Origin of the sequence: Winogradskyella eckloniae (genome assembly GCF_013249045.1) — a bacterium.
GTDB classification, from domain to species: domain Bacteria; phylum Bacteroidota; class Bacteroidia; order Flavobacteriales; family Flavobacteriaceae; genus Winogradskyella; species Winogradskyella eckloniae.
This window is the reverse complement of record NZ_JABRWP010000014.1, coordinates 1-8,972: the sequence shown is the minus strand read 5'-3', so window position 1 is coordinate 8,972 and position 8,972 is coordinate 1. Positions and strand designations below refer to the sequence as shown.

At 37.2% G+C, this 8,972-nt stretch carries 3 protein-coding genes; all 3 read left to right on the top strand.

The window, feature by feature from the left end:
* Window positions 1-71: 71 nt before the first annotated feature.
* Window positions 72-6,671 (top strand): DUF7507 domain-containing protein, encoded by a 6,600-nt coding sequence (locus HNV08_RS16105; protein ID WP_206677697.1) that lies wholly within the window; start codon window positions 72-74, stop codon window positions 6,669-6,671.
* A 10-nt stretch (window positions 6,672-6,681) separates the two neighbouring features.
* Entirely contained in the window at window positions 6,682-7,617 is a 936-nt protein-coding gene (locus HNV08_RS16100) for a PorP/SprF family type IX secretion system membrane protein (protein WP_173282392.1), read from the top strand.
* A gap of 13 nt (window positions 7,618-7,630) precedes the next feature.
* Window positions 7,631-8,972, top strand: a 1,342-nt coding sequence (locus HNV08_RS16095) for a PD40 domain-containing protein (protein WP_173282391.1), incomplete at its 3' end; no start/stop codon positions are given.

The following is an 8,972-nucleotide window of genomic DNA, read 5'->3' as shown; positions in this document are numbered from 1 at the left end:
ATACCGATGCTGGTGTTACGACTAGTACGATTTCTAATGTCGCTGCGGGGAACTATACCGTTAGTGTTACTATGGACGGATCGTCTTGTGATCCTGTTGTACATAGTATTGAAATTACAGAACCTAGCGCTGCTCTTTCGGCCTCTATAACTTCTCAAACGGATATAATATGTGTAGGCCTTGGAGAATTAACCATTACGGGAACTGGAGGTACTGCCCCTTACTCTTTTTCTATAGATGGTGGAACTACATCTCAAAACAACGGAACGTTCTCTGACTTAATGCCTGGTAATTATACGATTACAGTATTAGACTCAAATGACTGTTTGGTTTCTATTCCTGCTGAAATTCTTTCTAATTGTACTGATGCTATTGTTGATATTAATAATACGTATGTAGATCAACCAGTTACTGGTAATGTATTAACTAACGATGAAGACTTTGAAGGCGATAACCAAACGGTAACTGCCAATACCAACCCTGCTAATGGTTCTGTAGTAATGAATCCTGATGGGTCTTACACCTACACACCAAACCCTGGGTTTATTGGGGAAGATACCTTTGAATATACGATCTGTGATGATGGTAATCCTCAAGCTTGTGATTCTGCGACTGTTTATATTGAAGTATTACCTCAAGGTGGACCTGAAAATGAAGCACCTATTGCTAATGCGGATACGGCGACTACACCGGAAGGAACTCCTATCGATATTGTGGTACTTGCTAATGATTTTGATCCAGATGCTGATCCTATCTCTATTACTGCAACTACGGATCCTACTAATGGAACTGTAACCCTTAATACTGATGGAACCATTACATACACACCAAACCCTGGATTTATAGGTGAAGACACTTTTACATATACGATTTGTGACGATGGTACTCCTGCGCTTTGTGATACAGCAACTGTTACTGTAACGGTTCAAGATCCTGGAATGCCTAACACCACTAATGCTAATGATGATGCTTACAATACAACTCCTGATGCCGATGTCACTGGTAATGTTTTATCAAATGACAACGATATTCAAGGGCATACGCAAACAGTAACTACAACCACAGTTACTACTTCTGAAGGGGTTACTGTAACTATTGATCCTAATACGGGAGAATTTACCTATACTCCTAATGCTGGATACTCAGGAACCGATTCTTTTGTTTATACCATATGTGATAACGGAACGCCTGTCGCTTGTGATGAAGCTACTGTATATATCACTGTTGGCGGACTTGCCAATACAACTGATGCTATTGCTGACATTAACAATACCTTTGTAGATCAACCGGTTACTGGTAATGTATTAACTAACGATGAAGACTTTGAAGGCGATAACCAAACAGTGACTGCCAATACCAACCCTGCTAATGGTTCTGTAGTAATGAATCCTGATGGATCTTACACCTACACACCAAACCCTGGGTTTATTGGGGAAGATACCTTTGAATATACGATCTGTGATGATGGTAATCCTCAAGCTTGTGATACGGCTATAGTATATATTGAAGTATTACCTGAAAGTAGCCCTGCTAATGAACCGCCTATTGCTAATGCGGATACGGCAACTACACCGGAAGGAACTCCTATCGATATTGTGGTACTTGCTAATGATTTTGATCCAGATGCTGATCCTATCTCTATTACTGCAACTACGGATCCTACTAATGGAACTGTAACCCTTAATACTGATGGAACCATTACATACACACCAAACCCTGGATTTATAGGTGAAGACACTTTTACATATACGATTTGTGACGATGGCACTCCTGCGCTTTGTGATACAGCAACTGTTACTGTAACGGTTCAAGATCCTGGAACGCCTAACACCACTAATGCTAATGATGATGCTTATTATGTTACTCCTACTAGTATCCTAAATGGTAATGTATTATCTAATGATAACGATATTGAAGGCAATACACAAACCGTAACGTCTACTACTGTAACAACAGCTGAAGGTGTTACTGTTAACATTGATCCTAATACGGGAGAGTTTACTTACACCCCTAATGCTGGATATTCGGGTACGGATTCATTCGTATATACAATCTGTGATAACGGTACGCCTATGGCCTGTGATCAAGCCACTGTATACATTACTATTGATGGGGTTGCTGGTCTTAGTATAGAAAAATCAGCTTCGAGCTCAACTGTTGGTTGTGTTGGGGAAGGTGATACTATTACTTATACATTTACAGTTACCAATTCGGGTAGTGTTCTTATTAATTCAATAACAATTATTGATAATTTATTAGGTGGTGATATTACGTCGTCTTTAACTCTTACTGGAGATAACGGAGATGGTATTCTTGATCCTACTGAAACATGGGTCTTCACTGCGCCTGACTATACCATTACTCAAGCTAACGTTGATGCGGGTAATATTACAAACAATGTGACTGCTAATGGTTTAGAACCTGATGGAACAACAACGGTTGTTGCCACTGATACTTATATCATCGATGCTAATAATACTGAGGTTACACTTTGTAATGATGGTGGTATTAATATTGTAAAATCAGCTTCGAGCTCAACTACAGGTTGTGTTGGAGAAGGTGATACTATTACCTATACGTTCACGCTAACAAATACAGGTAATGTATCTATTAACACAATAACAATTAATGATGATTTATTAGGTGGTGATATTACGTCGTCTTTAACTCTTACTGGAGATAACGGAGATGGTATTCTTGATCCTACTGAAACATGGGTCTTTACTGCACCTGACTATACCATTACTCAAGCTAACGTTGATGCGGGTAATATTACAAACAATGTGACTGCTAATGGTTTAGAACCTGATGGGACAACAACGGTTGTTGCCACTGATACTTATATCATCGATGCTAATAATACTGAGGTTACACTTTGTAATGATGGTGGTATTAATATTGTAAAATCAGCTTCGAGCTCAACTACAGGTTGTGTCGGTGAAGGTGATACTATTACCTATACGTTCACGCTAACAAATACAGGTAATGTATCTATTAACACAATAACAATTAATGATGATTTATTAGGGGGTGATATCACATCGTCTTTAACTCTTACTGGAGATACTAATGCTGATAACCTATTAGATCCTACTGAAACATGGGTCTTTACTGCGCCTGACTATACCATTACTCAAGCTAACGTTGATGCGGGTAATATCACAAACAATGTGACTGCTAATGGTCTGCAACCTGATGGGACAACAACGGTTGTTGCCACTGATACTTATATCATCGATGCTAATAATACTGAGGTTACACTTTGTAATGATGGTGGTATTAATATTGTAAAATCAGCTTCGAGCTCAACTACAGGTTGTGTCGGTGAAGGTGATACTATTACCTATACGTTCACGCTAACAAATACAGGTAATGTATCTATTAACACAATAACAATTAATGATGATTTATTAGGGGGTGATATCACATCGTCTTTAACTCTTACTGGAGATACTAATGCTGATAACCTATTAGATCCTACTGAAACATGGGTCTTTACTGCACCTGACTATACCATTACTCAAGCTAACGTTGATGCGGGTAATATTACAAACAATGTGACTGCTAATGGCCTGCAGCCTGATGGAACAACAACGGTTGTTGCCACTGATACTTACATCATCGATGCTAATAATACTGAGGTTACACTTTGTAATGATGGTGGTATTAATATTGTAAAATCAGCTTCGAGCTCAACTACAGGTTGTGTCGGTGAAGGTGATACTATTACCTATACGTTCACGCTAACAAATACAGGTAATGTATCTATTAACACAATAACTATTAACGATGATTTATTAGGGGGTGATATCACATCGTCTTTAACTCTTACTGGAGATAACGGAGATGGTATTCTTGATCCTACTGAAACATGGGTCTTTACTGCACCTGACTATACCATTACTCAAGCTAACGTTGATGCGGGTAATATTACAAACAATGTGACTGCTAATGGTCTGCAACCTGATGGAACAACAACGGTTGTTGCCACTGATACTTACATCATCGATGCTAATAATACTGAGGTTACACTTTGTAATGATGGTGGTATTAATATTGTAAAATCAGCTTCAAGCTCAACTACAGGTTGTGTCGGTGAAGGTGATACTATTACCTATACGTTCACGCTAACAAATACAGGTAATGTATCTATTAACACAATAACTATTAACGATGATTTATTAGGGGGTGATATCACATCGTCTTTAACTCTTACTGGAGATAACGGAGATGGTATTCTTGATCCTACTGAAACATGGGTCTTTACTGCACCTGACTATACCATTACTCAAGCTAACGTTGATGCGGGGAATATCACAAACAATGTGACTGCTAATGGTCTACAACCTGATGGGACAACAACGGTTGTTGCCACTGATACTTACATCATCGATGCTAACAGTACGGATATTACACTTTGTAATGAATCTGGAATAGAACTTGTAAAAACAGGAGTTTTCAATAATGACAATGGTAATAGTTGTACTGAAGTTGGTGAAACCATCACATATACGTTCACGCTAACTAACACTGGTGATATCGCATTAGCTAACGTAACAATTACTGATCCGTTGCTAGCCAACTCTACACCTGTTGTTAGCATTAATTTTACTTCTGGGGACACAGATAACGATAACCGTTTAGACCCTACCGAAACTTGGATATACACTGCGACATATTTAGTAACCCAATTAGATATTGATAATACGGAAGTCGTTAATTCGGCTACAGTTACTGCTGAAGAAGTTGTTAATAATACTACTGTCTCTTCTTCTTCTCAAACGACTACCGAGTTAATTGAGGATACAACACCGCCTGACACTTCTAATTGTAGCGTTGAAGATGAAACTATTGAATGTAATGGTATCAATAATGAAATCAATGCCAACAACTGGAATGCGGATAATATTTTAGCATTACAAAATTGTGCTACTGACGCTTGTGATAATAACTTTACTGTAACTTCTGACTACGCTTTTGCGAACCTAGTATCTACTTGTGGATCTGGTGGAACGATCACAGTGACTTATACATTAACCGATGCTACTGATAATTCTACAACATTGACCGCTACTCTAACCATTGAAGATACAACTGGACCAGATTTATCTGGATGTACGGTTACTGATCAAACTATTGAGTGTACGGGTTCTGAAACTGAAAACGCTGTTATTGCTTGGAATAATGCGAATATTGCTGCGCTTGAAAATTGTGGTACTGACGCCTGTGACACCAACCCTAGCAATGTAGTGACTTCTAACTATGACTTTAATAATTTAGTCTCAACTTGTGGAGCTAGTGGAACTATTACTGTAATTTATACCGTTGCTGATGATTGTAATAATACATCTACAATTAGTGCAACACTAACTATTGAAGACACCACTGCTCCTACCTTTACGGTTCCTGAAAATATCACTATTGAATGTAATGTTGATGCTACTGACGTATCTATCACTGGAGATGTTACTGATGAGATGGATAACTGTGCTAGTGGGTTAGACGCAACATATACTGATAGCATTGTTACTGGTAGCTGTCCTGGAGAGGCTGTCATTACAAGAACATGGTCATTAACTGATCAATGTAATAACACAATTTCTTTAGTACAAACGATTACTGTACAAGACACCACTGCTCCTACTTTTGACCAAGAGCTTCCGGCTGACTTAACAACTCAATGTGACGCTATACCTGGTGCTGAAACTTTAACTGCGACTGACAGCTGTAGCTCTGCTGATGTTACTTTTGAAGAAGAAATTATTCAAGGCTCATGTATTGGCGATTATCTTATTGTTAGAACATGGACTACGAGTGATCAATGTAACAATGAAGCTGTACATACACAAATCATTACTGTGCAAGATAATATTGCACCGACAATGTTAACGCCACTTGACTCTTCTATATCTGTATTATGTAGTGACATACCTCCTGTGCCTAATTTAGTTTTTGAAGATTCCTGTTCTAATAATATTGATGTTACTTTTTACGAAGAATCTACGCAAGGTATTGATCCTTTATTCTATGACATTACTAGAGTTTGGACGGTTACTGATGATTGTGGTAATCAAGCTGAATTTACGCAAAATATCGCCGTAGAAGTCGGAAACCTTATAGAAGCTATTGACACCGAAAGATGTACTCTAGATCCGGAATTTGATCTCTTTGAATTATTAGCTGGTGACTTTGATACTGATGGTAACTGGAGTGTCATTGCTGGTAATGCAACCTTAAATGGTAGTTATTTTGATCCTGGTTTACATCAGGTCGGTAATTATACCTTTGGTTATGCCATTACAGAAGGCCCTTGCCAAACTGAGATCGAAGTAAATATTGCTATTGATGATGATTGTGTGGTTTTACTGTGTGGAGAAGAAGATGTCGTTATTTCTAAAACTGTAACTGCTAATGGTGATGGCTACAATGACTTCTTTACCATTACGGGTATTGAAGTATGTGACTTTGAAATTGAAGTTCAAATCTTTAATCGTTGGGGTGCTGAAATTTATAAATCTAACAACTACCGTAATGATTGGAGTGGATTATCTCATGAGTCATCTGTAGGAAATTCTGGAAAGGTTCCTACCGGTACGTATTATTATATTGTTCATTTAAAAGATAGTGGCTTAGCCCCTTTCACTGGCCCTATCTACATAGCAACAAATTAAAACTTAACCAATGAAGTTATCTAAATACATCTGTATTGCTATACTCTTTTTTAGTGTATCTATGAGCTTTGCTCAGCAGTTACCTCAGTTTACGCAATATATGTTTAATACTATTTCTATCAATCCTGCCTATGCAGGTAGTAGAGAAACACTGAGTGTCGTTGGCTTACATAGAAGTCAATGGGTAGGATTAGAAGGTGGCCCTGAAACTCAAACTTTATCTGTACACTCGCCACTAAGAAACCAAAATATGGGACTAGGGATATCTTTTATCAATGACAAATTAGGTTATGAAAACTTCTCCTATTTATATGCGGATTATTCTTATACTATTCAAACTAGCCAAAACACTAAATTAGCTTTTGGTATTAAAGGTGGAGTAACACATTATAGTTTAGATGAAACGCTACTTAACGACCCTTCTGTGGTAGACGATCCCTTTTTTAATGATGTCTCTAACCGATGGAGTCCTAATGTAGGTGCAGGACTATTTTTACATGCACCTAGATGGTATGTCGGTTTATCTGCTCCTAGAATTCTAAACACAGATTACAACAAAGGACGGAATGGCACCTTAGAATACGTCGCTTTAGAACGTATTAGCTATTATTTAACCAGTGGATACGTTTTTAATTTAAGTGAAAGCACTAAACTAAAACCTTCGGTTTTACTTAAAGCAACGAATGGCGCTCCTCTATCTTTCGATATTTCAGCTAACTTTTTGTTTAATGAAGTATTTTGGATCGGTGGCGCATACAGAATTAATGAAAACGCGGCTGCTATAGGTGGTATTGCTGATTTTCAAATATCTAAGCAAATGAGAATTGGATATGCATACGAATACCCTATCTCGGATTTAGCAGCTTACACCAGTGGTACGCATGAAGTATTATTAATGTTTGAAGTCTTTAAAAGTAAACGTATTAAATCGCCTAGGTATTTCTAAAAACTATTCTAATATGAAAATTAAATTATTATTCCTTTTATTAGTTTTAGGCTCTTCTTTCAGTTTTGCGCAAACAAAACTGGCCGATAAGTTTTTTGAAAATTATGGCTATGTAAAAGCTATTGAATTATACGAAAAAGTAGTCGAAAAAGGAAAAGAAGATGCTCACGTATTAACTAGACTTGGGGATGCTTACTACAACAATTCTAATTCGGAAAAAGCCGTCTATTGGTATCAAAAAGCCTTAAGTAAATACGCCAACATTGACGCTGAGTATATCTATAAATATATTCAATCTCTTAGAAGTATTGGTGATTATAAAGAAGCTGATATTTGGTTTAAAAAATTAAGCCAAGCACAACAAGGTGATAGTCGTTTAAAAGGCTATGATCCTGATAATATTGATATTTTTGATCAACTAACCTCTAAAAATATAGACCTTGTCGTTACTCTAGAAAACTTGCCCTTTAATTCTGAAGTATCAGACTTTGGTTCTTATGTAAAAGACAGTACTCTTTACTTTGCTTCTGCCAGAGGCGAGCATAAAAAAGTCTATAACTGGAACAAAGAACCTTTTTTAGATATTTTTCAAATCCCTATTACCCAAGACGAAAATGAGCAAGGCGAAATCATTGAAACCTACGGATCGCCTTCCGAAATCATGGGAGACCAAGTAAACACAATCTATCACGAAGCCTCTATTGCCATTACTAATGATGGTAAAACCATGTATTTTACTAGAGATAATATCAACCAACGCCAACGCTTAAAATATGATAAACAAGGTACTACGCACCTTAAAATTTACAAAGCAACTTTAGTGGGAAAACAATGGACTAATCCTGAAGAATTACCCTTCAATGATGATGTCTTTTCTACTGGACACCCTTCTTTAAGTGTAGACAATAAAACATTATTCTTTGTCTCTGATCGTGAAGGTGGCATGGGACAAACCGATATCTATTCTGTTGCCATTAACGCTAATGGTACCTATGGAGAACCTATAAACTTAGGCGAAAAAATTAATACTGAAGGTCGTGAAATGTTTCCTTTTATAAGCAAAGACAGCACCTTGTATTTTTCTTCTGATGGGCATTTAAACCTAGGCTTATTAGATGTTTTTAAATCTAATATACTGAAAGAAAAAAATTCTAAATCTGATCCCGAAAATATTGGAGCGCCTTTTAATAGTGGCTATGATGATTTTGCATACTTCATTGATAATGATACTCAAAAAGGATACATCTCTTCTAATAGACCGCAAGGGAAAGGTGGCGATGATATTTATAGCTTTACAATATCTGAATGCCGTCAAACCATAACAGGGATTGCCTCTGAACACAGAACTGAAATAA

Excerpts from the sequence above, each read along its gene's own strand:
- HNV08_RS16100 (WP_173282392.1), top strand. The coding sequence starts at position 6,682 with ATGAAGTTATCTAAATACATCTGTATTGCTATACTCTTTTTTAGTGTA.
- HNV08_RS16105 (WP_206677697.1), top strand. The coding sequence starts at position 72 with ATGGACGGATCGTCTTGTGATCCTGTTGTACATAGTATTGAAATTACA.